The sequence below is a fragment of the Starkeya nomas genome (genome assembly GCF_902703545.1).
In the GTDB taxonomy this organism is placed as follows: domain Bacteria; phylum Pseudomonadota; class Alphaproteobacteria; order Rhizobiales; family Xanthobacteraceae; genus Ancylobacter; species Ancylobacter moscoviensis.
This window is the reverse complement of sequence record NZ_CACSAS010000001.1, coordinates 2,757,514-2,781,617: the sequence shown is the minus strand read 5'-3', so window position 1 is coordinate 2,781,617 and position 24,104 is coordinate 2,757,514. Positions and strand designations below refer to the sequence as shown.

Below are 24,104 nucleotides of genomic sequence, written 5' to 3'. Positions count from 1 at the left end.
ATCGCTTCGAGGGTCTGTCCGTCATCGCTGAAGCGTCCTGATCAGTCGAGCCGCGCTGGACAAGGGGCTCGACGCGCGAAACAGGGCATCATTTGCCTGCCGCTAGGCCCGTCAGATGCGAGGCATCGGCAGCTCGCCGCACTGGCGCATCTGAGCGAGGAAGAGCGGCAGGCCGCGCGGCGCGTGTGGCAGGAGCAGAAGGTCAAGCTGCGTGCGATCCGCGCGCAGGGGGCGGTGCATATCGGGGCGGTGCAGCCCTATGTCGCCCGTCCGAAGGAGCTCGCCTTCGGTCCGTGACCGCCGCTTCCGGCCGCGCGACGGCCTTGGCCGACGGGATACGCCGCGGAAGCGGACCTTCTCAGGGACGCGGAAGAGTCATTGCGTGCCCTTCGGCGGATGGGGGCGATGCCGGAGGGCGCCGTCGTCGTCCTCGGAAACCAGGATCTCCTGGATGATCTGAGCGAGGGCCGCCTCGATCTGCTCCGGCCTGCTCTCCCTGAGCGGCCCCGCGGCGATCACGTCCTTCAGTATGCCGACACCGCCGAGAACCGCCGCGATCAGCGTCGCGCGCATCTCCGACAGGCCCTGCTGTCTTTCCGTCAGCGGCGTGACGAAGTCCTCCATGAGGGTGTCGCGCAGCACGCGGGCGGCTTCCGGGCTGGAAAAGGACCGAATGGCGATGTCGAGGGAGCCGATCTCGTCGGCGCCGCGCTCGCGCATCATCTCCCGGGACAGAATCGCGGCGATGTCCCCGTCCTCGGCGAACAGCCGCTCCGGCTTCATGGAGGCCTTGAGCGCCTCGCGGAAGAGCTTTTCCTTCGACCCGAAGCAGCGATGCACATAGGCGACGTCTACGCCGACGTCGGCGGCCAGATCACGCAAGCCGGTCGCTTCGTAGGAGTGCGTGGAAAAGCGTATGATCGCCGCCTTCAGGATGCGCTCGCGCGTCCGCTCCGGTGCCTGGGAAGGGGTGGCTGGCTTCGACATTATTCCTCGCAGAGCCATTGCACGGGTGAAAATTACGGCTAGCCTGAGAGGTGGTGAACAGGTGTTGATTCCGATCAACGACGCAACGCTGCGGGTAGTGTTTGCAGCCTCTGGGAAGATGCATCGAGGGGCGGCTCGGTCGTCGCAACGGGTTGGAAAAAATGAAGTCGCCGAAGAACTGGATTCTGGCCGTCATCTGCGTCGCGCTGATCGCCGGAGCCTATTATGGCTGGCGTCTCTATGCGGGGACCGGATTGCCCGCGGGCATCGCCAGCGGCAATGGCCGCATCGAGGCGACCGAGATCGACGTGTCGACGAAGGCTTCCGGCCGCATCCGGGAAATCCTCGTCAACGAGGGCGATTTCGTCACCGCCGGCCAGGTTCTGGCGCGCATGGACACCGCGCAGCTCGAAGCCCAGCGCCGGCAGGCGGAAGCCCAGCTCAAGCGCGCGCTGATCAGCGTCGACACCGCCCATAGCCTGGTCGAGCAGCGCGAGGCTGAGCGCACGGCGGCGCAGGCCACCATCGCGCAGCGGCAGGCCGAACTCGACGCGGCCGAGAAGCGGCTCGCCCGCTCCTCCCAGCTGGTGAAGACGAACGCCGTGTCGCAGCAGACGGTCGACGACGATCGTGCGAGCGAGGAAAGCTCGAAGGCGGCCGTGGCGGCGGCGCAGGCCCAGCTCGCCGCGGCGGAGGCGGCCATCGGCTCGGCGAAGGCGACGGTCGTCGACGCCGAGGCCGCGGTGGATGCCGCCCGCGCGGCGATCGAGAGCATCGTGGCCGATATCGACGACAGCACGCTGGTCTCGCCGCGCGACGGGCGCGTGCAGTACCGCGTCGCCCAGCCGGGGGAGGTCCTGTCGGCCGGCGGGCGGGTGCTGAACCTCGTCGATCTCGGCGACGTCTACATGACCTTCTTCCTGCCGACGGCCCAGGCCGGGCGCGTGGAGATCGGCTCCGAGGTGCGGCTCGTCCTGGACGCGATCCCCCAATATGTGATCCCGGCGAAGGTGAGCTTCGTGGCCGACGTCGCGCAGTTCACGCCGAAGACCGTGGAGACGGAGGAAGAGCGCCAGAAGCTGATGTTCCGCATCAAGGCGCAGATTCCGCCGGAGCTGCTGCGCAAGTACATCCGTTACGTGAAGACCGGACTGCCCGGCATGGCCTATGTCCGGCTCGATCCCGACGCCGCCTGGCCGGCCAGCCTGAGCGGGAATCTCGCGCAATGAGTCCGCCCTCCGGGTCGCCGGAGCCGCCGGCGTCGGTGGTGCGCCTGCGGGATGTCGGGCTTTCCTACGGGACGACCCGCGCCCTCGACGGCGTGAGCCTCAACATTCCCGCCGGAGTGATGGTCGGGCTGATCGGGCCGGACGGCGTCGGCAAGTCAAGCCTGCTGTCGCTGATCGCCGGCGCGCATGTCGTCCAGTCCGGCCATGTCGAGGTGCTGGGGGGCGACATCGCCGACGCCGTGCACCGGCGGCTGACCTGCCCGCGTATCGCCTACATGCCGCAGGGGCTGGGCAAGAACCTCTATCCTACGCTCTCGGTATTCGAGAACGTCGATTTCTTCGGCCGCCTGTTCGGCCAGGATCGCGCGGAGCGGCAGCGCCGGATCGACGAGCTGCTGCGGGCGACGGGGCTCGATCCTTTCCCCGATCGTCCGGCCGGCAAGCTTTCGGGCGGCATGAAGCAGAAGCTCGGCCTGTGCTGCGCGCTCATCCACGATCCCGACCTGCTCATCCTGGACGAGCCCACCACGGGCGTCGATCCGCTGTCGCGCCGCCAGTTCTGGGAACTGATCGACGCCATCCGGCGCGACCGGCCGAACATGAGTGTGATCGTCGCGACCGCCTATATGGAGGAAGCGCAAGGCTTCGACTGGCTGGTCGCCATGGACGACGGGCGCATCCTCGCGACCGGGACGCCGGCGGAGCTGCTGTCGCGCACCGGCACGCCCAATCTCGATGCCGCCTTCATCTCCCTGCTGCCGGAGGAGAAGCGCCGCGATCATCGCGAGGTCGTCATCCCCCCGCGCGCGGGCGACGGCGCCGAGGATATCGCCATCGAGGCCGAGCACCTCACCATGCGCTTCGGCGACTTCGTCGCCGTCAGCGACGTCAGCTTCCGCATCCCGCGCGGGGAGATCTTCGGCTTTCTCGGCTCGAACGGCTGCGGCAAGACCACGACCATGAAGATGCTGACCGGCCTTCTGCCCGCCACCGAGGGTACGGCCCGGCTTTTCGGTCGCGAGGTCGATCCGAACGACATCGAGGTGCGCCGGCGCGTCGGCTACATGAGCCAGGCCTTCTCGCTCTATTCCGAGCTCACCGTCCGGCAGAATCTCGATCTGCACGCGCGTCTGTTCCGGCTGGAGCCGGAGGCGATCCCGGCGCGGATCGAGGAGATGGCGGCCCGCTTCGACCTCGAAGACATCATGGACAGCCTGCCCGACGCGCTGCCGCTCGGCATCCGCCAGCGCCTGTCGCTCGCGGTGGCGATGATCCACGCACCGGACATCCTCATCCTCGACGAGCCGACATCCGGCGTCGATCCGGTCGCGCGGGACGCCTTCTGGCAGATCCTGTCCGACCTCTCGCGCAAGGACAACGTCACGATCTTCGTCTCGACCCATTTCATGAACGAGGCGGAACTCTGCGACCGCATCTCGCTCATGCATGCGGGCAAGGTGCTGATCAGCGACACGCCGCAGGCGATCGTCGAGAAGCGCAGGGCGCACTCGCTCGAGGAAGCCTTCATCGCCTATCTCGAGGAAGCGATCGGCGAGAAGGCGACGGCCGGACCGGCCGCACCCCTCCCGGCGGCGGTGCCGACGGCGACGGGAACCCCGGCCGCCGCCCCCCGCCGCTTCGATCCGCGCCGCATGTTCGCCTATACGCAGCGCGAGGCGCTGGAGCTGCGGCGCGATCCCATTCGTGCCACGCTCGCCCTGCTCGGCACGGTGATCCTGATGTTCGTCGTCGGCTACGGCATTAATATGGACGTCGACAACCTGTCCTTCGCCGTCCTCGACCGCGACAACACGACCCTCAGCAACGACTACGTCCAGCAGATCGCCGGTTCGCGTTACTTCATCGAGAAGCCGCCGATCACCGACTACGCCGACCTCGATCGGCGCATGCGCGCCGGCGAGATCAGCCTGGCCATCGAGATTCCGCCCGGCTTCGCGCGCGACGTGTCGCGCGGCAACAAGACGGTGGAGGTTGGTGCCTGGATCGACGGGGCCATGCCCACCCGGGCGGAGACCGTGCGCGGCTATGTCCAGGGCATGCACGCGGCCTGGCTGACGCAGAAGGCGCGCGAGCTCTACGGCGATCGCGCCATCGTCGGCGACTTCCAGATCGCGCTGCGCTACCGCTACAACCCCGGCGTCGAAAGCCTCGTGGCGATCGTGCCGGCCATGATCCCGCTGCTGTTGATGATGATCCCCGCCATGCTCGCCGTGCTCAGCGTGGTGCGGGAGAAGGAGCTCGGCTCCATCACCAATTTCTACGTCACGCCCGTCACCCGGTTCGAGTTCCTCGTCGGCAAGCAGCTCCCCTATGTCGCGCTCGCCATGCTGAACTTCACGATGCTGGTCGCCTTCGCCGTCTTCATCTTCCGGGTGCCGCTGACCGGCAGCCTCACCGCCCTGAGCACGGCGGCGCTGCTCTATGTCTTCGCCACCACCGCCCTCGGGCTGCTCATGTCCACCTTCATGAGCAGCCAGATCGCCGCGATCTTCGGCACCGCGCTGCTCACGCTCATCCCCGCCGTGAACTATTCCGGCATGATCGACCCGGTCTCCTCGCTGGAGGGGGCCGGCGCCTTCATCGGGCATATCTACCCGACGACCTATTTCATGACGATCGCGCGGGGCGCCTTCTCCAAGGGGCTGGGCTTCTCCGATCTCGCCGGCTCTTTCATCCCGCTGCTGATCGCCGGCCCCGTCCTGATCGGCCTCGGCATCGCGCTCCTCAAGAAGCAGGCGAGCTGACCATGCGCGGCGCCAACATCTTCCAGCTCGGGATCAAGGAACTGCGCGGGCTTGCGCGGGACCCCATGCTGCTGGTGCTGATCGTCTATTCCTTCACGGTGTCGATCTACACCGCCTCCACGGCCATGCCGGAGACGCTGAACCGGGCGGCGATCGCGATCGTCGACGAGGACCAGTCGCCGGTTTCCTCGCGCATCGTCACAGCGTTCTATCCTCCCTATTTCTCCGTGCCCAAACTCATCTCGCAATATGAGATGGACCGGCGCATGGATGCGGGGCTCGATACGTTCGCGCTCGACATTCCGCCGAATTTCCAGCGCGACCTGCTGGCCGGCCGGTCGCCGACCATCCAGCTCAACGTCGATGCCACGCGCATGTCGCAGGCCTTCTCCGGCGGCGGCTACGTGCAGACCATCGTCTCCGACGAGGTCGGCGAGTTCCTGAACCGCTATCGCGGCGGAACCACCGTGCCGGTCGACCTGGTCCTGCGCTCCCGCTTCAACCAGGAGCTCAACAAGAGCTGGTTCGGCGCGATCACCAACGTGATCTCCTCGATCACCATGCTGTCGATCATCCTGACCGGGGCCGCGCTGATCCGCGAGCGCGAGCACGGCACCATCGAGCACCTGCTGGTCATGCCGGTGACGCCGGTCGAGATCATGCTGAGCAAGGTGTGGTCGATGGGGCTGGTGGTTCTGGTCGCGACCAGCGTGTCGATGATCTTCATCGTGCAGGGCCTGCTCAACGTACCGATCAACGGGTCGCTGACGCTGTTCCTGCTCGGCACCGGGCTGCTGCTCTTCGCCACGACGTCGATGGGCATCTTCCTGGCCACCGTGGCCGGCACCATGCCGCAGTTCGGCCTGCTGCTGATGCTCGTGCTGCTGCCGCTGCAAGTGCTGTCCGGCGGCGTCACGCCACGCGAGAGCATGCCGCAGATCATTCAGGACATCATGCTCGCTGCGCCGAACACGCATTTCGTGATGCTGGCGCAGTCGATCCTGTTCCGGGGCGCCGGCTTCGATGTCGTGTGGCCGCAATTCCTCGCGCTCATCGTCATCGGCGGGGCGCTGTTCCTGTTTTCCCTGCAGCGCTTCCGGAAATTCCTTCGATAGCGCGTTGCGGCACCGGTTCCCTCCGTGGGCCTGCGCCCGCACGTGCGCGGAGCGGGCCGGCTAGGCCGGGGACGACGCCGGCGGCCGGGAAGCGGCGTCCTCGGTCGGGCCGCGCCGCTCAGCCCTGCGCGCCGGGAGGACCTTCGGCGCAGGTTTGCCGCCAGTCGCGCGCCTGCGGAAGCTCGAAGACCTGATCGAAGGTCCAGGTGAACACGAAGGTGTACACCAGGAAGAAAATCAGGATCGACACTTCCATGATGAAGGCGTCGAGCGGGCCGATGCCGTACCACCACATGTAAAGCGGCACGATGCAGATGATGAGACCGGCCTCGAAGCCGATGGCGTGCACGCAGCGGTGAAGAAAGCGCCGCTCTTGGATGCGTCGCCGCTTTTCCCATTCCTCGAACATGGAATTGTAGAGGTAGTTCCAGGCAACGGCGATGAAGGAGATCGCGATGGCGATGGGCAACGAGTGGGAGGGCGGTCCGCCGCTCAGCTCGGACAGGAGGATCGTCGACGCAACGATCGCAATGATCTCGAACAGGACGACGTAAACGATGCGGCGAGTGTTTCGCTGCAGGGAAATCACTTCTGCACTCCAAGACCCGGTCACGCGGTCCAGGCCATTGCGGCGGGTCTGCGTGAGGTTTTCGTCGGCCGTTCGCCGGATGGGCCGGAAGGCGCCGGGGATCGTCGGCCGGGGCGCTTCTTCTACCCCGGGTGGAGGTTCGGGGGAAGTGCCGCTGCGTAAATGTTTCAGGCCTCGCGGCGCCCGCCCTCGTGCGCCTCCGGCGGGCCGGCCGTTTCCTCGTCGCGCATGACGCGGTTTCGTCCGGATGCCTTGGCGCGATACAGCGCGCGATCCGCCGCGGCCACGAGGTCGGGTACGTCCGCCATGCGGGCGGTAAGCTCGGCCACGCCGATGCTGACGGTGACGGGCGCGTCGAGATTGGGGGTCTGCGACGTGGCGGTCTCGAAACCCTGGCGAATCCGGTCGGCGACGATTGCCGCGCCCGCCGCGCCCGTATCGGCGAGCAGGGCGATGAATTCCTCGCCGCCGAACCGCACGCCGAGGTCGCCCGGCCGCCCCAGATGCCGTGTCATGACGGTCGCCAGCAATTGCAGGATAGTGTCGCCGACCGCGTGCCCGTAGCGGTCGTTGACCGCCTTGAAGTGATCGGCGTCTATCAGGATCATCGAGAGCGGGCGGTCCGTGCGTCGGGAGCGGCGCAGCTCGCGCTCGGCGAATTCCTCGAAGACCCGCCGGTTGGCAAGGCCGGTCAGAGGGTCGGTGCGCGCGAGCTTCGCGAGCTGGGCCTCGGCGGCCTCGCGGCGCGCGAGTTCGGCGCGCAGCCGCAGGGAGATGAGGAGGGCGATGGCGCACATCGCGACGATGACCGCGATCGTGAAGTAGACTCGCCGGTACCATCCCGAGAACACTTCGTTCTCCGCCAGGCCGACGCTGACGAGAAGGTCGGTCCCCGGCACGGTGGTGAAGACGTAGAGCCGCTGGGTGCCGTCGGTGACGGCGCGTGCCGAGAAGCTTCCGGTCTGTTCGGCGAGCATGCGGCGGAAGTTCGGGCTCGCGGACAGGTCGAGATCGACATCGCCGGACCCGTCGAGCGAGGGGTGGCGCATGAGGACGCGCCCCGCCGCGTTGATCACGGCGATGGCGCCCCGCTGGCCAGGGTCGAGATCGTCGAACATGGCGCGGATCGATGCGAGCCGGACGGCGATCATGACGACACCGTCGAAGCCGCCGTCGGGGCCCGTGATGCGGCGGCTCAGGGCGATGCTGGGATCGTGGTTCCGCAGCCGGCTGCGGTAGGGCTGGCTGATGAAGGTGCCGACATCGGCCTTCTGGGGGGCGAGGAAGTAGTCCCTGTCCGAGAAATTGCCGGTGCGGCGCACCGGGGACATCGGGTCGAGGCTGATGTTTCCCTGTCGGTCCAGCACCAGCAGGGAGCCGATGAAGCTGACATTGGTGGCGAGGTTCGACAGCAGGAGGATCCGGTCGTCGGCATTCAGCGTCGCGAAGCGATCCCTGTGAAAGATGTCCGCCGCCAGCTTGAGCGAGAGGTCCCAGAGCGCAAGCTGGCTCTCCAGATGGCTCACGCTGGCCTCCAGCAGGCTGTGTGCCTCGCGCTCCGCCCGCAGCTCGACATCGTTGTAGGCGGTTCTCAGCGTGTCGATCATGGCGCCGAGGATGGCCAGCGAGGCGACCGCCACCAGCGCGATGATCAGGTCGCCGATCCGCTTGCGGGGAACGGCTCCTGTCCGCCTGGGACCATTCTGCTCAAGCGGTGGTGTCGGGGTCATGCAGATCCGGAGGGAGTGCGCGGGTTGCGGAAGACTCGGTCGAACGGGGCTAGGAACGGCGGAGGCCGGGAGATTGCCGCAGGGTTCGGGTGCCAAGGTCTACGAAGTCTGGGTTGCTGGCGGGCCCGGATAAACCTCGTGCGCGATTAATTTGATTTGCAATGCAAATTAAATAGTGGTTCCTGACGCCATGAACCGTATCAATTCCTCTCCCCGCAGCCGCTTCGGCATCCGTTTCTCGCTGCTCGCCCGCCACTGGCGACGGGCGCTGGAAGCCCGCCTCGCCGCCGCCGGCCTGTCGGACGCCACCTGGGTGCCTCTGGTCCACCTTCAGGAAACCGGCGGGGGCATCACCCAGAAGGAACTGGCCGCACGGGTCGGCATCGACGGATCGAGCCTCGTGCGCCTGCTCGACATACTGTGCCGGCAGGGGCTCGTGGATCGGCGGGTGGACGAGGCGGACGGCCGGGCCCGGCGGATCCACCTCACGGCGCTTGGCGAGGAGCGGGTGGCGGTGATCCGTCAGGAACTCGCCCGAGGCGAAGAGGAGATACTGGCCGGTATTTCCGACGCCGACATCGCGATGATGCTCGGGCATTTCGACCATATCGAGCAACGGCTCGCCGATCTGCAGGCGGCACGGCGCGAGGACGCGGCGGCATGAGCGCCGAGAGCCGGCCCTCCGCCCGTCCCGCCGCCGCGCGGGTTCCGGCAGCCGGTCGTGCCGATGCCGCGCGCCATCTCCTGAGATCGCACCAGATCCGGGAAAGCCTTGCCCTGGCGCGGCAGGCCTCCCCGCGCAATGCCTTGCTGGCGGGGGGACAGGCGGCGCTCACCATGGCGGTCGCGCTGCCGCTCGCCTATGTGTCGGCGTGGCCGCACATGGTCGGGTTCGCCTCGCTGGGAGCGCTGGTCGCCCTCTTCGGACGCTTCGCGCCGCCGGCTCGTCGCGGCCGCGTCGTGGCGCTGTGCGCGCTGTGCCAGTGCCTCGCGGTCCTGATCATGTCGACCGTCGTGTGGCTGGGAGCGCCCCTGCCAGTTCAACTGGCGCTGCTGGCGCTTCTGTGTGGCCTCTTCTTCCTGGCGACGGTCAGCTGGCAGTTCGGGCCGCCGGGCGCGCTGATCTTTGCGTTCGCGGCCGGGGCCTCCATGGGGCCCGTCGATGCCGGGTGGCAGATCGTGGAGCGCACCGCCGCGACGGCTCTGGTCGCGGGACTGGCCTGGCTCGTCTGCGCGTCGACGGAGATCGTCCGCCGGCAGGCGACGCCGGAGGCGCCGTTCCCGGTCGAGCCGGCGCGGCCGCTCGACCACCGCCTGATCGCCGCCGCCCGCATCGCCATCGGCTCGGCCATAGCGGCCTTCGCGGCCGATGCCATGGGCGCGGCCCACCCGGCATGGGCGGCGATGGGCACGCTGGCGGTGATGCAGGGGAGCCATCTTCACATCAGCATGAACCGCGCCCTTCAGCGCATGGGCGGGACGCTGATCGGCGCCGCGCTGGTCTGGCTCATCATGCTCCAGGCGCCGTCCGTGTGGACGGTGATCGCTCTGCTGGTCGTCCTCCAGATCGTGACGGAGATGGTGATCGGCACGAACTATGCGTTCGGGCAGATCACGGTGACGCCCATGGCGCTGCTGATGAGCTATCTTGCCTCCCCCTCCGCGGCCGGCGCCGGCATGGCGTCGGAGCGCGTTCTCGATACGCTGATCGGCATCAGCATCGGGATCGTTCTCGCGGTCCTGTGCTCGACGCTGGATGACCGGGTGCATCTGGCCCACCATCACGCGGCACGGGCCCGGCGGCCGGAGGAGGGCTGAACCCTGCCGGACGAGGTGCCGTGTCGGCCGGAAAACCCTGCCGCGCAGCCCAGGCAACGATGAAGCTCGGCACCAGAAGGCAGAGCAGGGCCGGGGAGAACACCTGTACACCGATCTTCTCCAGCAGCAGCCCACCGATGATCCCGCCGCCCGCAATGGCCGTGTTCCAGGCGGTGACCAGCATGGACTGGGCGACATCGGCTGCATTGCCGGCGGTCTTGGCCAGCGCGGTCTGGAACAGCGTCGCGGCGCCGCCGAAGGCGAGGCCCCACACGCCGGTCGCCACGTAGATCGCTGCGGGAGCATCGGGCCGGATGCCCAGCGTCAGCGCCGACAGGACGAACAGTGCGATGCTGGCGAGCGTCAGGCTTCGCAGGCGACGATCGACCAGGGCGCCGACAATCGAGATGCCGATGACCGAGGTCACGCCGAAGATCAGCAGCACGAGGTCGGTTCGTTCCGCCATGCGCGCGGCGGCGAGGAAGGGAGCGATGTAGGTGTAGAGGATGTTGTGGGCGAGGACGAAGGCGAGGGTGACGAACAGCACCGGCCGTACGCCCGCCATGCCGAACACCGCGCCCAGCGAGTGGCGCTGGCCCGCCGCCTGGCCGGGAAAATCGGGCACTTTCGCCAGCACCCATATGACGAGGAGCAGCGTCAGCCCGCTCATCAGGCCGAAGCAAGCCCGCCAGCCGATCGCCGTGCCGAGGAAGGTTCCGGCGGGGACGCCGAGCGAGAGCGCCAGCGGCGTGCCGACCATGGCGACGGCGATGGCGCGGCCCTTCAGATGACCCGGCACCATCCGGGCGGCGTAGCCGGCGAGCAGAGCCCAGAGCAGGCCGGCCGAGACCCCGGCAATGAAGCGTGCGAGCATCGTCAGAACGTAATCGGCGGAGAGCGCGGTCACGGTGTTGGCCACCGCGAAACCACCGATGGCGACCAGCAGCAGCGGTCGGCGGCGCATGCCCTGCGTCGCGGCGGTCAGGGGGATCGCGGCGACCAGCGATCCCCCGGCATAGACGGTGACGAGTTGCCCCGCGAGCGCCTCGGAAACCGCAAGGCCCGCCCCGATCTGCGGCAGGAGGCCGGCCGGCAGGGCCTCCGTGAGGATGGTGATGAAACCGGCGGTGGCGAGCGCCAGAAGGCCGGCGAGCGGGAAACGGCGGATTTCCGCGGCGGTGGTGGCCCCGTTCATCCCGCGGCCTTTGGCAGCACGAGATCATCCACTGCATAGGTGTGGAACTCGCTGCTGGAGACGGCATCGAGCCGGCGGAATTTTTCGAGGAATACGGGATCGGAGAAGAACCGCTCCACGTCGCCGGCATCCGAGATCGCCTCGATGTTGACGACGGTCAGGCCGTCCGTGCTCCGGGCAAGGCTGCTCCATAGGAAGCCGGGTTTTCGCTCTGCGACGTAGTGCACGACATCCTGAATGAGCCGGAACGCCTCGTCCTGCTTGCCGGGATGGGCGTGGATCACATTGACGATGAAGGTCGTCGGCGCGGGGTGCGCCGAGAAGGCGGCGGGCGAGGTTCCGATCATGGCAGGCTCCGTGGTGAATGGTGCGACCAGCGGTAGCCGAACGTCGGAAAGGGAAAAATAGGCGTCTATTCCTATGACTACGGAAGAAGATTCCGCTATCGAGTATCCATGGACCAGTTCGCCGCCCTCAGCGCCTTCGTGCAGTCCGCCGAGACCGGCAGCTTCGTCGCCGCCGGGCGGCAATTGGGCCTTTCGGCCTCGGCGGTGGGCAAGGCGGTGGCCCGGCTGGAACAGCGGCTGGATGTGCGCCTGTTCCACCGCAACACCCGCAACATGACGCTGACGGAAGAGGGCCGGCTCTTCCTCGAACGATGCCGGCGCATCTTCGACGAGGTCGAGGCGGCCGAGGCCGAGCTCGCCCAGGCGAGCCGGACGCCGAGGGGACGGCTGCGCGTCAGCCTGCCGCTGGTAGGCATGCTGCTCACACCCGTCCTTGCCGGCTTCATGCGTGCCTATCCCGAGGTGCAGCTCGACCTCGACTTCACCGACCGCCTCGTCGATGTGGTGGAGGAAGGCTTCGACGCGGTGATCCGTACCGGCCGGCCGTCCGACAGCCGGCTGATGAGCCGTAACATTGGCCGGTTCCGGCTGCTGATCGTGGCGGCGCCCGCCTATCTGGAGCGCTGCGGGATTCCCGCGACCCCACAGGATCTGGCGCGCCACCGGTGTCTCCATCAGCGTTCGCCGACAACCGGCAAGTTGCGCCCCTGGCCTTTCGCCCGATCCGGGGCGGCGGAGAAGATCGACCTGCCGGAGGCGATGAGCGCGACGGCGATCGATCCGCTGATCCGACTGGCCGTCGAGGGGCTGGGGATCGCTTGCCTGCCGCCTTTCGCGGTCCGCGACGAGATCGCCGACGGGCGTCTCGTTTCGCTGCTCGAAGAGTACGTGGTGGAAGCGGACCAGTTCAGCGTGCTCTGGCCCGCTGGCCGTCAGCTGACGCCGAAGGTCCGCGCCTTCGTGGACTTCATGGCGGAGAATCTGTTCCGCGCCGGAGCCTGAAAACTTCCGGCTCTGCCCGTTGCAATCGTGAAGTCCCGGCGTCGTGTCGGCCGGAACAGGCAACGGCGGCGAACGTTGTCCTCCGGCCTCAAAACCAAGATCAGGCCGAGCAGCCGGGAGGAAGCGACATGCAAGCGGTCCGGGAGATGCTGTTGGACGTCGACGTCGAGCTGGAGGAGTACGCCTTCATCATTTCGCAGGCGCGCAATCCGGCACTCACCTCGGAGGATCGACTCAAGCTCGTCGAGGCCGGCGTGGAAGCATGGAAACGCCTCGAAGCGGCACACCGGCAGCTGGAGCAGCACACCTGCGACGTTCCCACCCGGCCGGCCGTGCGGCGCGGGCGGCATCCGCGGCCGGCCATGCCGGTGCGCGTCAGCGGCTGAAACTCATATCCCGTTCCGGAACCCGGCCTTTTCCCTCGGCAGGAACGGCTTTCTTAGCCCGTCACCGCTTTCGGAACGGATGCGCGCCGGTGGCTATGGCCGCCGGAGCGTCGGGCACCCCATTCGAACATGAGTTCCGTTCGGGCTTCTCCTTGGCGAGGTCCGCGACCGGCTGCCCGGTAGCCCGATGAAGCGGCAAGGGTCGCGAGGTCGGCCACGAACCACTGGCCGCTTTTGCCGCCATTCGCCAAGCCCATTTACATACATACTGTTTGTATATTAATTGGCGCGTCTGTCGTGGCACGTGTACCCTCCGCGAGACATCTCATGATCCCGTTCTCTCTCCGGCACATCTTCTCTCTGTCGCTTGCGGCAACCTTTGCGCTGCCTTTCTGGGCCGGAGCCCAGGAAATGCCTCCGTCCGCCGTGGGAGTGATCACCGTCGCCTCGGAGCCCATCGCCATCACCAACGAGCTGCCGGGCCGCATCGCGCCGACGCGGATCGCGGAAGTGCTGCCGCGGGTTTCGGGGATCGTCGTCGAGCGGGTCTTCGTGCAGGGCACGATGGTGCGCGAGGGAGACGTGCTCTACCGCATCGATCCCGCGCCGTTCGAGGTGAAGGTGGCCAGCGCCAAGGCGACGCTGCAGCGGGCCAAGGCCTCGCAGCTTCAGGCCCGTCAGCAGAACGACCGCCAGCAGGAGCTGCGCACGCGCGGCGTCAGCAGCGCCCAGCAGGTCGACAATTCCGTCGCGGCGCTGGCCCAGGCGGATGCGGACGTCGCCGCTGCCGAAGCCGGACTCGCCGAGGCGCAGCTCAACCTGCAATACGCCAACGTCACCGCCCCGATCAGCGGGCGCATCGGCCGCGCCACCATCACTGAGGGCGCGCTGGTCGGATCGACGTCCGGCACTCTGGCGACCATCCAGCAGCTCGATCCCGTCTATGCCGACTTCACCCAGTCGGCGACGGAGCTCATCCGTCTGCGCCGTGCGCTGAAGGAGGGCACTCTCGAAGAGGTGGAGCCGGACCAGACGCCGGTGCACCTGATCCTCGAGGATGGCAGCCGCTATCCCCGCCCGGGACGGCTGCTGTTCTCCGAGGCGATGGTCGATGCCTCCACCGGGCAGATCACGCTGCGCGGCGAATTCCCGAACCCCGACGGCGACCTGCTGCCGGGCATGTATGTGCGCGTCGAGATCGAGCAGGGCCTGCAGAAGGACGCGCTCGCCGTTCCCGTGCAGGCGGTGCAGCGCGACACCGCCGGCCAGGCGCAGCTCTACATCGTCAGGCCGGACGACACGCTGGAGTTGCGCGGCGTGACGGCGGGCCGGATCGTCGGCGACCGCTGGGTGATCGAGCGTGGGCTGAAGTCCGGCGACCGGGTGGTCGTGGACGGTTTCCAGAAGATCGGCGTCGGCGCGAAGGTCACGGCGCAGGACTGGAAGCCGGGATGGCACCACGACGCCCGTGCCGAAGGCGGCGAGAAGAACGTGGCGAACTGAGGCGGAGACCATGCCGAGCTTTTTCATCGACCGGCCGGTCTTTGCCTGGGTCGTCGCGATCTTCATCGCGCTCGCCGGCGTCATTGCCCTGCCGATGCTGCCGATCTCGCAATATCCGAACGTGGCGCCGCCGCAGATCACCGTCTCCACGGTGTACCCCGGCGCCTCACCGGAGACGATCTACCAGAGCGTGACCCGCCTGATCGAGGAGGAGCTGAACGGCACCACTGGCCTGCTCTATTTCGAATCCACCTCGGATACGTCCGGGCGGGTCGAGATCAACATCACCTTCCAGCCGGGCACGGATTCCCAGCAGGCCGCGGTCGACGTGCAGAACCGCATCCGGCGCGTGGAATCGCGCCTGCCGCAGTCGGTCATCCAGCAGGGCGTGCAGGTGGAGGAGGCCGGGTCCGGCTTCCTCATGGTGGTCGCCATCACCTCCACGGACGGAGCCGTCGACGCCATCGGCCTCGGCGACTATGCGAGCCGCAACGTGCTGAGCGAGATCCGCCGCATCGACGGCGTCGGCCGGGCGCAGCTCTTCTCGACCGAACGCTCGATGCGCATCTGGATCGATCCCGACCGCATGGTCGGCCTGAACCTGACCACGGCCGACATCACCAATGCGATCTCCGCGCAGAACGCGCAGGTCGCGGCGGGGCGCATCGGCGCGCAGCCCAATCCGATCAACCAGCAGATTTCCGCGACCGTGCTGGTCAAGGGCCAGCTCACCTCGCCGGACGAGTTCGGCTCCATCGTGCTGCGGGCCAATCCAGACGGCTCGACCGTCCGGCTGCGCGACGTGGCGCGGGTGGAGGTCGGTGGGCAGGACTACAATTTCTCCACCCGGCTGAACGGCAAGCCGGTCGCCGCCATCGGTGTCCAGCTCACCCCGACCGGCAACGCGCTGGCGACATCGCAGGCGGTGCGCGCGCGCCTGGACGAGCTCTCGCGCTTCTTCCCCGCCGGCATCGAATATGTCGTGCCCTACGACACCACCCCGTTCGTCGAAGCCTCGATCGAGAAGGTGCTGCACACGCTGCTGGAGGCGGTGGGACTGGTGTTCCTGGTGATGTTCCTGTTCCTCCAGAACATCCGCTACACCGTCATCCCGACGCTGGTGGTGCCCGTCGCGCTGCTCGGCACCTGCGCGGTCATGCTGGCGACGGGCTTCTCCATCAACGTGCTGACCATGTTCGCCATGGTGCTGGCCATCGGCATCCTCGTCGACGACGCCATCGTCGTGGTCGAGAATGTCGAGCGCATCATGGTGGAGGAGGGGCTGCCGCCGAAGGAGGCGACGCGCAAGGCGATGAAGCAGATCACCGGCGCAGTGATCGGCATCACTCTCGTTCTGACCGCGGTGTTCGTGCCGATGGCCTTCTTCCCCGGCGCGGTGGGCGTGATCTACCGCCAGTTCAGCCTGACCATGGTCACGTCGATCCTGTTCTCGGCGCTGCTCGCCCTCTCGCTCACGCCCGCCCTGTGCGCGAGCTTCCTCAAGCCGATCCCCAAGGGGCATCACGCCGAGCGCAAGGGCTTCTTCGGCTGGTTCAACCGCGGGTTCGACCGGACCTCGCGCGGCTACAGCGGCTCGGTGGGCTGGCTGCTGAAGCGCGCCGGCCGGGTGATGGCGATCTATCTCGTGATCGTGGTGGCGCTCGGCTACATGTTCGTGCGCCTGCCCTCCGCCTTCCTGCCGAACGAGGACCAGGGCTACGTGCTGGTGAACGTGCAGACGCCTGCCGAGGCGAGCGCCAACCGCACCTTCGAGGTCATCCAGGAAATGGAGAAGACCTTCGCCGGCGAGAAGGGCGTGGCCGAAGTGGTCGCGATCAGCGGCTACAGCTTCAACGGCGTCGGCGACAACGCCGCCCTCGCCTTCGTCACGCTGAAGGACTGGAGCGAGCGCGACGCGAGCGATTCCGCCACCTCGATCTCCGGGCGCGCGACCATGGCGCTCGCCTCGCTGCGTGATGCCATCGTCTTCGCCCTGTCGCCGCCGCCGATCCAGGGGCTCGGCAACTCCAACGGCTTCTCGTTCCGGCTGCAGGACCGCGGCGGTCTCGGCACGGCCGCGCTGGCGGCGGCCGAGGCGCAGTTCCTCGCCGAGGCGGCGAAGAGCCCGATCCTCGTCGGCGTCAATGTGGAAGGCATGCCGAACGCGGCGCAGGTCAATCTCGTGATCGACCGCGAGAAGGCCAACACCTTCGGCGTCACCTTCGCCGACATCAACGCCACCATCACCACCGCGCTCGGCTCGTCCTACATCAACGACTTCCCCAATTCCGGACGCATGCAGCGCGTCACCGTGCAGGCGGATCAGGCGCGGCGCATGCAGACGCAGGACCTGCTCAAGCTCAACGTGCGCAACGTGAATGGCGGCATGGTGCCCCTGTCGTCCTTCGCCCATGTGGAATGGACGCGCGGCTCCTCGCAGGCGGTGGGCTACAACGGCTATCCGTCGGTGCGCTTCAGCGGGCAGGCGGCGCCGGGCTATTCCTCCGGCGACGCCATCTCCGAGGTCGAGCGCATCGCCGGCCTGCTGCCGGACGGCTTCGGCTATGAATGGAGCGGCCAGTCGCTGCAGGAGATTCAGTCCGGCTCGCAGGTGCCGATGCTGCTCGCTTTGTCCTGCGTGCTGGTCTTCCTGTGCCTCGCGGCGCTCTACGAGAGCTGGTCCATCCCCATCGCGGTGATGCTGGTGATCCCGCTCGGCATCATCGGCTCCGTCCTCGCGGTGATGCTGCGCGACATGCCGAACGACGTCTATTTCAAGGTCGGCCTGATCACCATCATCGGGTTGTCGGCCAAGAACGCGATCCTGATCATCGAGTTCGCCAAGGATCTGCGCGCCCAGGGCAAGCCGCTGCTGGAGGCGACCATCGAGGCCGCCCATCTGCGGTTCCGGCCGATCGTCATGACGTCGCTGGCCTTCACGCTCGGCGTGGTGCCGCTCGCCATCGCCGCCGGCGCCAGCGCTGCCAGCCAGCAGGCCATCGGCACGGGCGTCATGGGCGGCATGATCTCGGCCACCGTGCTCGCGGTGTTCTTCGTGCCGGTCTTCTTCGTCTTCGTCATCCGCCTGTTCGAAAGGCTCGGCCGCAGGAGCGAAAAGACCGCTCCCAACCCCGCCGAGGGAAGGGGCGAGCTTGAGGAGCGCGCCTCCACCCACTAGAGGGGAAACGGGGACGGGAGAAGGCTGCCATGCGACGGACGAAGGCGGAAGCCGAGGAGACACGCGCGAAGCTGCTCGACGTGGCCGAGCACCTGTTCTTCGAGCTCGGCGTGTCGGCCGTCACCTTCGACCGGATCGCGGCGGCGGCGGGCGTGACGCGTGGCGCCATCTACTGGCACTTCGCCAACAAGGCGGAGCTGCTGCTGGCGCTCGACGAACTGACGACCCTGCCGGCGGAGGAAATGCTGGTTCTCAGCCGGGAGACGAAGCCGGAGCGGCCACTGGACTTCGTGTGCGAGGTGGCCCGGCAGTGCCTCCATATCATCGCCAGGGATGAGCGGCGCCAGCGCATCTACACCATCCTGTTCCGCTGCGATTATCATGGCGAGCTGGCCGAGCTGCTCAAGCGCGACCGCGAGACGACGCAGCGGCATTTCGGCCAGCTGCTGGAGTTCTTCGAGCTGGCCCGCGAGAAGGGACAGCTCGCCGCCCACTGGAAGCCCGAGACGGCGGTCCGCACGTTCCAGTGGTCCGTGACGGGGCTGCTCTTCGAATGGCTCAAGGACCGCGACGCCTTCGACTTCGTCGGGGACGGCGAGGACATGCTGCGGGCGCTGCTTCAGAGCTGGTCGGCCTGAGGCACCGGCATCGGTTTCGAGGCCGGCGGCGGACGGCCGTCCGGGACGAGAACGGCGGCGCGTTTCACCTCGTCGAGCGGCAGGTCGGTGCGGATGATGCCGAGTTCGTAGAGATAGTCCGGGAGATAGCCCGACAGCAGGATGCGCCAGTCGGTCGGGATGCGCGGATCGACGAGACGTGCCAGATGGAAGATCACCGTCGTGCAGTTGGTGGTGATGGTCTGGTAGAATTCCGGCTCGGTCGCGAGTTCGTTCGCCTTCGCCACATAGGACAGGAACAGCGTGCGTGCCTGCTCGGGCGTGAGCCGGAGCGGGAAGCGCGACACCGTCTCGCGCCGCATGTCCGTGCGCAGGTGGATGATGTCGTCCGGATCGGCGGCGATCATCACCAGTTCGAATTCCCTGAAGAAGCCGCCGATCTCGGAGAACTCCTCGCCGCGCTCGCGGCGGATCTCCGCCGAGAAGACGACGCGCGCGCCATCCTTGAAGCCGAAGCCGATCAGCGTGTGGGCGATGGCCGGATTGCCCCAGACCGAGCTGAAGAGCTCGACCGTCTCGAGCGCATCGAGGTCGTAGCGGCGGCTCTCCCAACGCGGCGTGCCGTCATGCTCGGTCCGCCAGTCGAAGGCCCGTACATTGTGGAGCACCACGTCTGAGCCGCGGACCTCGCCGGTGACGCCATGTGCCACGTCCGGCGCCCAGTCGCGGTCGTTGGAAGGCGTGATGGACGCCCACCAGACCGCTGTCGCGCACAGGGCCACCGCCAGCGCCATCCAGCCGGCGGTGCGGCGGCGCCATGCCAGAAGGGTGATGGTCCCGCCAATGGCCACGGCCAGTGCGATCACCGCCCAGCGTAGCGGTGGCTCGAACTGGAACCACGCCGCCGCGCAGACCCACAGGAAGAGCAGCGCGGTTCCGGCCAGGAGGAGGACGATGCCCGCCGTTCCCCTTCGTCCGGCCGTGCCCGTCGCGTGCGGGGGCCTTCCTTCGCTTCGGGTCGTGTTTGCGCTCATTCACCCGCCAATACGGTGCCCGCCGGGCGGCGGGACAGACCTTTCGATGCCTACCGCGTTTCCACCCGCCTGTCGCCGGAGGGGGCGACGGTCAGGCGCGGATAAGCCCGGTCACCAGCCCGTAGAGCGCGACGGCCGCGCCGATGGCGGCGACGGCGAAAAGCATGGTCTCGCCGGGGGTGAAGAGGCGGTGGCCCCGTTCCTTCTGCGCGATGGCGAACAGGATCGTCCCCGGTACGTAGATGACCAGCGACAGCAGCAGGAATTTCAGCCCGCCCGCATAGATCAGGCCGATCGCGTAGATCGTGGCGAGAGCCGCGAGGATCAGGTCGCCGTTGCGCTCGCGCGGCTGTTGCGCATAGGTCTCCCCCGTCCAGGCGAGCTTCAGCGCGTAGGCCGCCGTCAGCAAATAGGGCAGCAGGATCATCGAGGAGGTGAGCTTCAGCGCCAGCAGGAAAGCTTCCTCGGCGAAGAGCGTCAGGACGAGGAAGAGCTGGATCAGGATGTTGGTGAGCCAGAGCGCGGCGGCGGGTACCTTGTTGTGGTTCTCCACCGCCAGGAAGGCCGGCATGCTCTCCATCTTCGCCGCGGAATAGAGAACCTCCGCCGCCAGCAGCGACCATGAGAGATAGGCGCCGAGCACCGAGACGATGAGGCCGGCGCTGACGAACACGGCCCCCCAGGGCCCCGCCACCGCGCGCAGAACGCCCGCCATGGAAGGGTTGCGCAACTCGGCGAGGTCGGGACGCGGCAGCACTCCGTAGGAAAGCATCGTCACCAGCACGAGCAGGCACAGCACGCCGAGAAAGCCGAGCACCGTCGCGAGCCCGACATCGGAGCGTTTGCGCGCATAGCGCGAATAGACGCTGGCCCCCTCGATGCCGACGAAGACGAACACCGTCACCAGCATGGTGCCGCGCACCTGTGCGAACAGGCCCTCGGCCTCGAGGCCGGGCCCGCCGTCGAAATTCGCCGCGAAGATGCCCGCCTGGAAGGCGAAGCCGACGAAGACGAGGAAGATCAGGATCGGGATGATCTTCGCGACCGTGACGACGGTGTTGATGAAGGCCGCCTCGCGCACGCCGCGCAGGATCAGGAAATGCACCACCCAGATGCCGATTGACGACAGGGCGACGGCGACGACCGTGTTGCCGTCGCCGAGGATGGGAAACAGCGCCCCCCAGGTCGACTTGATCAGCACCCAGTAGGACACGTTGCCGAGGCAGCAGACCGTCCAGTAGCCCAGCGCCGAGAGGAAGCCGGGGTAATTGCCGAACCCGGCCTTGGCATAGGCGTAGACGCCGGCGTCGAGTTCGGGCTTGCGGCGCGACAGCGTCTGGAAGACGAAGGCCAGCATCAGCATGCCGCCGCCGGCGATGGCCCAGGCGATGAGCGCGCCGAGGCCGCCGGTGACGCGCCCGAAGGTCTGCGGCAGCGAGAAGATGCCCGCCCCGACCATGGAGCCGACCACCATGGCGGCCAGCGTCGGCAGGGCGAATTTCTGTTGGGCGGGCTGGGTCATCGCGTCGCCTGAGAGTCTGGTCCTAACCACGTGCAGGCTCGCCGCGCCATCCGAAAGCCCCGTCATCCCCGGGCCCGGCCCGGGGATCCACGCTTTTGGCGTGTGCATCCTACATCGGCGAGGACGTGGATGGCCGGGTCAAGCCCGGCCATGACGCTGGTTGTAGGTGCGCCCTCAGAAATCCACCGCGTCGCGGACGATCGGGCAGGTCATGCAATGGCCGCCGCCGCGCCCGCGGCCGAGCTCGGAGCCGTCGATGGTGATCACCTCGATGCCCGCCTTGCGCAGGAGCGTGTTGGCGTAGGTGTTGCGGTCATAGGCGAAGACCACGCCCGGCGAGGCGCAGACGAGGTTGGCGCCGCTGTCCCACTGCGTGCGCTCGCGCATGTAGTCGTTGCCGCCGGTCTCGACGACACGGATCTCCTTGAGCCCGAGCGCCTCGCGCACGGTCTCGACGAGGCCGCCCTTGTCCTTGGAGAGCTCGACGCCGCCCTTGCCGTCCGGCCGGTAGGAGAAGCATTCGATGCCGTTGACGATGTCCGGGTACAGCAGCACGCAGTCGCGGTCGGCGAAGGTGAACACCGTGTCGAGATGCATCGCGGCGCGCAGCTTCGGCATGGCGGCGACGATGACACGCTCCGCGCCACCCTTCTCGAACAGCGCCGCCGCGGCCTGGCTGATCGCCTGGCGCGAGGTGCGCTCGCTCATGCCGATCAGCACGTTGCCCTTGCCGATCGGCATCACGTCGCCGCCTTCCAGCGTGGCGAGGCCCCAGTCCTTAGTCGGGTCGCCCCACCACACGTTCACCTTGCCGGCGAAGTCCGGATGGAACGTGTAGATCGAGGTGGTGAGGATCGTCTCCTCGTGCCGCGCCGGCCAGTAGAGCGGGTTGAGGGTGACGCCGCCATAGATCCAGCAGGTGGTGTCGCGGGTGTAGAGCGTGTTGGGCAGCGGCGGCAGCAGATACTCGTTGACGCCGGCGGCGTCGCGGATGAGCGCCAGCGTCTCGCCGCCAATGGTCTCGGGGAATTCGTAGGTGGACAGGCCGCCGATCAGCGTCTCGGCGAGCTGGCGGTTCGGCAGGCCCTCGAGATAGGAGCGCACCTCCTCGACGAAGCCGAGGCCGATCTGGTTCGGGACCACCTGATTGTCGAGGATCCATTTCTTGGCTTCTGGGACGGCGAGCGTCTCGGTGAGGAGGTTGTGCATCTCCACCACGTCGATGCCGCGGTCCCGCATCTTGGTGATGAAGTCGAAATGGTCGCGCTTGGCGACATCCACCCACAGCACGTCGTCGAAGAGCAGGGCGTCGCAATTGCTCGGGGTGAGGCGCTGGTGGGCGCGGCCGGGGGCGCAGACCATGACCTTGCGCAGCTGGCCGACTTCCGAATGGACGCCGAAGGTCGTTTCCATCGTGGGGCTCCTCGTGGCTTTTCTTGTCAGGGAGTGATGAGGCCGGTCAGCAGACCGTAGGCGCCGATGGCGCCGCCGAGCAGCGTGACGGCGAAGATGACGAGCTCGACCGGGGTGAACAGCCGGGCGTTCTGTTCCCTGCGGGCCCAGACGTAGAGAATGGTGCCGGGCACGAAGAGCACGGTCACCAGCAGCACGTATTTCAGGCCGGCGGCGACGAACATGAACAGCGTGTAGACCACGGCGATCCAGGCGAAGATCTGGTCGCGGCCGCGCTCGCCGGGCGTCGTTTCGTAGCCGACGCCGCTGCGCGCCAGCAGCACGCCATAGCCGGCAACCAGCAGGTAGGGCATCAGCGCCGTCACGCTGGTCATGTCGAGCATGAAGTTGAAGGCGTCGCGCGACCAGTAGGTGGAGATGATGAACAGCGATACGACGATGTTGGTCAGCCACAGCGCATTGGCGGGCACGCGGTTGCGGTTCTGCGCGGCGAAGAGTCGGGGCATGTCGTTGGACTGGGCGGCGGCGAACAGCACTTCCGCGCAGATCAGCGACCAGGCGAGATAGGCGCCGAGCACCGAAACCAGCACGCCGATGGAAATCAGTACCGCGCCCCAATGGCCGACCACCAGCTCCAGCGCCCCGGCGAGCGAGGGATTCTGCACCTCGGCGATCGCCGCACGGGGCGCGGTCGCGTAGGGCAGCAGCGTGACGGCGACCATCAGGCCGGTGACGGCGACGAAGCCGAGGATGGTGGCCACGCCGACATCCGACCGGGTCTTCGCGTAGCGCGAATAGACGCTCGCCCCCTCGATGCCGATGAACACGAACACCGTGATCAGCATGGTGTCGCGCACCTGTGCCAGCAGCGTCTTCTCCGGCATGCCGACGCCACCGAAGAAGTTCGCGGCGAATTGGTCGTAGTTGAAGAAGAACACGAAGCCGAGGATCGCCACGATCAGCGGCACGATCTTGGCGATGGTGACGATGCTGTTGATGAAGGTGGCCTGCTCGACGCCGCGCAGGATCATGAAATGGAAGGCCCAGACGCCGATCAGCGACACAATGATGGCGGTGGCGCTGCTGCCGTCCCCGAAGATGTCGGGGAAGAAGCGCCCGAGCGTCGAGCCGATCAGCACCCAGTAGAAGACGTTGCCGAGGCAGCTTCCCAGCCAGTAGCCGAAGGCCGACAGGAAGCCCATATAGTCGCCGAAGCCGGCCTTGGCGTAGGCGAAGACGCCGGAGTCGATGTCCGGCCGCTTCTCCGCGAGTGCCTGGAAGACCCGCGCCAGCATGTACATGCCGGTGCCGGCGATGAGCCAGGCGATGATGGCGCCGAACGGGCCGGTCGCCGTGGCGAAGCGGCCGGGAAGATTGAAGATGCCTGCCCCGACCATCGAGCCGACAACCATGGCGGTCAAAGTGGGAAGCGAGAGTTTGCCCGCCGATGGGTCAGCCATGTTGCACCTCTTGAAATCAGGAAGGCATAGTCTGTCCAGAGCTATAGACTAGCAGTAATTTCAAGAAATGGGCTAGGCGTCCCAATTATTGTCAATTAATCCCAATATTGAATTTGTTTGTGTTGCAGTTGCGAAGAAGGCGCATCTTGTCCGACAAGGAAAACATGCGAATTTGTTAGCTGGTGCAAAAGCCTGATCCAGCCTCTTGGGTGCT

The 24,104-nt window shown here is 67.2% G+C and carries 19 protein-coding genes; 10 read left to right on the top strand and 9 right to left on the bottom strand.

All coding sequences use genetic code 11. The features are described 5' to 3' along the window. Positions 1 to 375 precede the first annotated feature (375 nt). On the bottom strand, positions 376 to 987 hold the full coding sequence (locus tag STARVERO_RS13335; RefSeq protein WP_159601766.1) for a TetR/AcrR family transcriptional regulator: 612 nt from the start codon (positions 985 to 987) through the stop codon (positions 376 to 378). A 161-nt stretch (positions 988 to 1,148) separates the two neighbouring features. Here STARVERO_RS13335 and STARVERO_RS13330 point away from each other — a divergent pair, with 161 nt between their 5' ends. Genes STARVERO_RS13330 through STARVERO_RS13320 form a run of 3 tightly spaced genes read left to right on the top strand, consistent with a single transcriptional unit; the run spans position 1,149 to position 6,096 of the window. Continuing rightward, the gene (locus STARVERO_RS13330) at positions 1,149 to 2,216 is read left to right on the top strand and encodes an HlyD family secretion protein (RefSeq protein WP_159599367.1); all 1,068 of its coding nucleotides are present in this window, start codon (positions 1,149 to 1,151) and stop codon (positions 2,214 to 2,216) included. Then, complete coding sequence (gene rbbA / locus STARVERO_RS13325) at positions 2,213 to 4,981, top strand: ribosome-associated ATPase/putative transporter RbbA (protein WP_159599365.1); 2,769 nt, start codon at positions 2,213 to 2,215, stop codon at positions 4,979 to 4,981. Before STARVERO_RS13330 ends, rbbA begins: the two co-directional genes overlap by 4 nt. A 2-nt stretch (positions 4,982 to 4,983) precedes the next feature. Further along, positions 4,984 to 6,096 (top strand): ABC transporter permease, encoded by a 1,113-nt coding sequence (locus STARVERO_RS13320; protein WP_144344481.1) that lies wholly within the window; start codon positions 4,984 to 4,986, stop codon positions 6,094 to 6,096. A gap of 118 nt (positions 6,097 to 6,214) precedes the next feature. Here STARVERO_RS13320 and STARVERO_RS13315 read toward each other — a convergent pair whose 3' ends face one another. Both STARVERO_RS13315 and STARVERO_RS13310 read right to left on the bottom strand, forming a co-directional pair. Continuing rightward, entirely contained in the window at positions 6,215 to 6,685 is a 471-nt protein-coding gene (locus STARVERO_RS13315; protein ID WP_200837796.1) for a PACE efflux transporter, read from the bottom strand. Between the two features lie 167 nt (positions 6,686 to 6,852). Next, on the bottom strand, positions 6,853 to 8,415 hold the full coding sequence (locus STARVERO_RS13310) for a sensor domain-containing diguanylate cyclase (RefSeq protein ID WP_159599363.1): 1,563 nt from the start codon (positions 8,413 to 8,415) through the stop codon (positions 6,853 to 6,855). A 190-nt stretch (positions 8,416 to 8,605) separates the two neighbouring features. On the opposite strand from STARVERO_RS13310, the gene STARVERO_RS13305 reads away from it, so the two are divergent. Continuing rightward, a complete protein-coding gene (locus STARVERO_RS13305; protein ID WP_159599361.1) occupies positions 8,606 to 9,079 on the top strand; it encodes a MarR family winged helix-turn-helix transcriptional regulator in 474 nt (157 codons plus the stop codon). Next, positions 9,076 to 10,233, top strand: coding sequence for an FUSC family protein (locus STARVERO_RS13300; protein ID WP_159599359.1), 1,158 nt, complete (start codon positions 9,076 to 9,078; stop codon positions 10,231 to 10,233). Before STARVERO_RS13305 ends, STARVERO_RS13300 begins: the two co-directional genes overlap by 4 nt. Here the strand turns inward: STARVERO_RS13300 and STARVERO_RS13295 are convergent. Together STARVERO_RS13295 and STARVERO_RS13290 are read right to left on the bottom strand one after the other, a co-directional pair. Continuing rightward, entirely contained in the window at positions 10,130 to 11,428 is a 1,299-nt protein-coding gene (locus STARVERO_RS13295) for an MFS transporter (protein WP_159599357.1), read from the bottom strand. The two genes, STARVERO_RS13300 and STARVERO_RS13295, sit on opposite strands and share 104 nt — an antisense overlap. Continuing rightward, the gene (locus STARVERO_RS13290) at positions 11,425 to 11,775 is read right to left on the bottom strand and encodes an antibiotic biosynthesis monooxygenase (protein ID WP_159599355.1); all 351 of its coding nucleotides are present in this window, start codon (positions 11,773 to 11,775) and stop codon (positions 11,425 to 11,427) included. Before STARVERO_RS13290 ends, STARVERO_RS13295 begins: the two co-directional genes overlap by 4 nt. Positions 11,776 to 11,883: 108 nt before the next feature. On the opposite strand from STARVERO_RS13290, the gene STARVERO_RS13285 reads away from it, so the two are divergent. From STARVERO_RS13285 to STARVERO_RS13265, 5 genes are all read left to right on the top strand, one after another. After that, the gene (locus tag STARVERO_RS13285; RefSeq protein ID WP_159599353.1) at positions 11,884 to 12,777 is read left to right on the top strand and encodes a LysR family transcriptional regulator; all 894 of its coding nucleotides are present in this window, start codon (positions 11,884 to 11,886) and stop codon (positions 12,775 to 12,777) included. 152 nt (positions 12,778 to 12,929) lie between these two features. Next, entirely contained in the window at positions 12,930 to 13,163 is a 234-nt protein-coding gene (locus STARVERO_RS13280; RefSeq protein ID WP_159599351.1) for a hypothetical protein, read from the top strand. Positions 13,164 to 13,490: 327 nt separating this feature from the next. Beyond that, a complete protein-coding gene (locus STARVERO_RS13275) occupies positions 13,491 to 14,666 on the top strand; it encodes an efflux RND transporter periplasmic adaptor subunit (RefSeq protein WP_159599349.1) in 1,176 nt (391 codons plus the stop codon). Positions 14,667 to 14,676: 10 nt separating this feature from the next. Next, positions 14,677 to 17,844 (top strand): efflux RND transporter permease subunit, encoded by a 3,168-nt coding sequence (locus STARVERO_RS13270; RefSeq protein WP_159599347.1) that lies wholly within the window; start codon positions 14,677 to 14,679, stop codon positions 17,842 to 17,844. Between the two features lie 29 nt (positions 17,845 to 17,873). Next, entirely contained in the window at positions 17,874 to 18,482 is a 609-nt protein-coding gene (locus STARVERO_RS13265; protein WP_144344491.1) for a TetR family transcriptional regulator, read from the top strand. Here STARVERO_RS13265 and STARVERO_RS13260 read toward each other — a convergent pair. From STARVERO_RS13260 to STARVERO_RS13245, 4 genes are all read right to left on the bottom strand, one after another. Further along, positions 18,464 to 19,495, bottom strand: coding sequence for an Lnb N-terminal periplasmic domain-containing protein (locus tag STARVERO_RS13260; protein WP_159599345.1), 1,032 nt, complete (start codon positions 19,493 to 19,495; stop codon positions 18,464 to 18,466). The genes STARVERO_RS13265 and STARVERO_RS13260 overlap by 19 nt on opposite strands. Positions 19,496 to 19,586: 91 nt before the next feature. Beyond that, positions 19,587 to 21,017 carry a basic amino acid/polyamine antiporter gene (locus tag STARVERO_RS13255; RefSeq protein WP_159599343.1) on the bottom strand — a complete coding sequence of 477 codons (1,431 nt, stop codon included), beginning with the start codon at positions 21,015 to 21,017 and terminating at the stop codon, positions 19,587 to 19,589. A gap of 174 nt (positions 21,018 to 21,191) precedes the next feature. After that, positions 21,192 to 22,430, bottom strand: coding sequence for an arginine deiminase (locus STARVERO_RS13250; protein ID WP_159599342.1), 1,239 nt, complete (start codon positions 22,428 to 22,430; stop codon positions 21,192 to 21,194). Positions 22,431 to 22,456: 26 nt separating this feature from the next. Beyond that, on the bottom strand, positions 22,457 to 23,890 hold the full coding sequence (locus tag STARVERO_RS13245; RefSeq protein WP_159599340.1) for a basic amino acid/polyamine antiporter: 1,434 nt from the start codon (positions 23,888 to 23,890) through the stop codon (positions 22,457 to 22,459). Positions 23,891 to 24,104 lie beyond the last annotated feature (214 nt).